Annotated in this window: 2 protein-coding genes; one reads left to right on the forward strand and one right to left on the reverse strand. The window is 40.7% G+C overall.

The annotated features are described in order from the left end of the window. Positions 1-269: transposase zinc-binding domain-containing protein (locus CBG25_RS10370; RefSeq protein WP_290606497.1), on the reverse strand; the 269-nt coding region annotated here is incomplete at its 3' end. 710 nt (positions 270-979) lie between these two features. Between CBG25_RS10370 and CBG25_RS10375 the strand changes: the two genes are divergently transcribed. Beyond that, positions 980-1,921: a replication initiator protein A gene (locus CBG25_RS10375; protein WP_290606499.1), complete on the forward strand. Its 942-nt coding sequence runs from the start codon at positions 980-982 to the stop codon at positions 1,919-1,921. Positions 1,922-2,146: the final 225 nt, after the last annotated feature.

Below are 2,146 nucleotides of genomic sequence, written 5' to 3' on the forward strand. Positions count from 1 at the left end.
TCGGTGGCCTTTTTGCCGCAGCTCGGGCATCCCCGACCTTTACAGCTTTGGTAAATAAGGCGCCGATGTGGACAATGGGTATTCTCACAGCATAATTCGCGGCTTCCCATAAGTGGTGTGCCACAAGCTAGCATTTTGGTGACAACTTCTACTTCAACAGGCCTCAGTGGGTAAGTGTTTAGCAGTTCGGCCCAAGCACCGTTTCGCTGAAACAACGTTTTTAGAGGGCGAGGAGTGAATTCAGAAAGCACGGGGGTAATTTTAATCATGATAGGAGCTATTGAAACCGAGAAAACGGCACTACAGGCTTTCCGGGGGCTTTAAAATCGAAAAAAGAATGGGTTCCTGTAACTCCCACCGCTCGCCGCAGTCTTTGGCTGAGGCGTACCGCAGGCGCGAAGCGACGAGGAACGAACAGCCAAAGCGAGGAAGCGGAAGAGCACCCAATGCCGATTGATGCACGTTCACACTGATGCTTGAGAGGGGTACAGGGAATTTTATCAGGAAGGAGCAAAAATCTGCTGTTTGGCAGGTTTGCTAGAAGTGAAGTTATCCACAGGCTCGAGGGGGGGAAACTCGGTTAAAAGATTAGTTATGTATAAGTTAAAAGAGTTAAAGGGATTTTTTTGGCTGTAGGTGTATGAAATATAATGAGTTTTACGACATGTTGGTTTTTAAAGTCCGCCTTTTGGTTTTTAAAGTCCGCCTTTTGGTTTTTAAAGTCCGCCCCTTTGGTTTTTAAAGTCCGCATTGAAAACGACTTACCCACAGATGAAATAGAACGTTTTTTGTTCTTATCACTTGATTTGTTTTCAAAGTCCGCTATTATAGTTTTTAAAGTCCGCTTATTTCGGTTTTTTGTTGGTTTTTGAAGTCCGAATGGCGGTTTTTGAAGTCCGAAAACAGTACGAACCAGCTAAGATCGGGTAACTCTTAGCTGGTTCTGACCAGCAACCCTAGAAAAGATAGGATTGAGGCTATGGTAAATCATACAATTAATCAGAGAGTAAGTAACTTGAAAACGCTACGCCCCCGTAAAAATGAATTGGAATTTTTTATTGCCGATGAAGTTGAGATAGAAAGTTTTCGTGATGAAATGGCGAGCATGGAACACCCATTTTTTGCCTTAAAAGGCGGTGATACTAAGACTAGAATCTATAAAAATGGAAATGTTACAGTTATTGTAGAATCAACTTCATCAGGAATGGCAACTATTTTTGATAAAGATGTTTGGATTTATGCTATTTCTAAATTACAAGAAAGCATGAATAAAGGAGAGCAAATAAGTCGTGTAATAGCGTTTACTCCTTATGATTTTTTCATTACAACTAATCGAGATAATGGCGGTAGGAACTATGAGTTATTAGAAAAGGCGTTATCTAGATTGAAAGGAACTGTAATAAAAACAAATGTCGTATACTCCGAAGATAAGCAGGAGACTATTTCTTTTGGTCTGATAGATAGTTGGCGTATTGTTGAGGATAAAAAAGGAAAGCTAGATGTTGGTATGATAGAAGTCACCTTACCGGACTGGCTGTATCAGGCTTTGCATAAAAAGAAAATGCTAAAAATTAGTCCAGATTACTTCCGTATACGAAAAGCAATAGACAGGCGACTTTATGAAATAGCCCGTAAACATTGTGGTAATCAGGGGGAGTTTACGATTTCCCTTGAAAAACTGCACTTAAAAACGGGAAGCACCGCATTGTTGAAAATGTTTAGGCATAACATTAAACAACTGGCTAAAGCGAACGACTTGCCAGATTACGGCATTCGTTACGATGCCAAAGCGGATATGGTGATTTTTAATAATCGCACTCTGACGCCCGATCAGGAAGAAAAAGAGCAACAACGGGAAAAAGGGAAAAGGGAAATTTATAAGTTAAAAAATTCATTGGCAGCCAAGCGAGGTGGAAAATGAAAAATAATGTTTATCAATTCCCACAGGGGAAGCAGAGAGAGGCCGTAAGAAAAGTGGCTTCTCAATCAAAACGGAAGCGTTTTTTTGCCAAATGTTTAACGCCTAGGAATTTCAAAGATCCTGAGGCCGTATGAAATAGGGATCACAGTCGGTAAGATTTGCTGTTTTTTTCAGCACAAGAGGGAGTGAGATCATTATTTGTTGGCTAATCGACTGATTTTTGAA

This window comes from Arsenophonus sp. ENCA (genome assembly GCF_002287155.1).
Taxonomy (GTDB): Bacteria; Pseudomonadota; Gammaproteobacteria; order Enterobacterales; family Enterobacteriaceae; genus Arsenophonus; species Arsenophonus nilaparvatae.

Bases quoted from the DNA above. Each gene is read 5' to 3' on its own strand.
- CBG25_RS10375 (WP_290606499.1), top strand. From the start codon at position 980: ATGGTAAATCATACAATTAATCAGAGAGTAAGTAACTTGAAAACGCTA.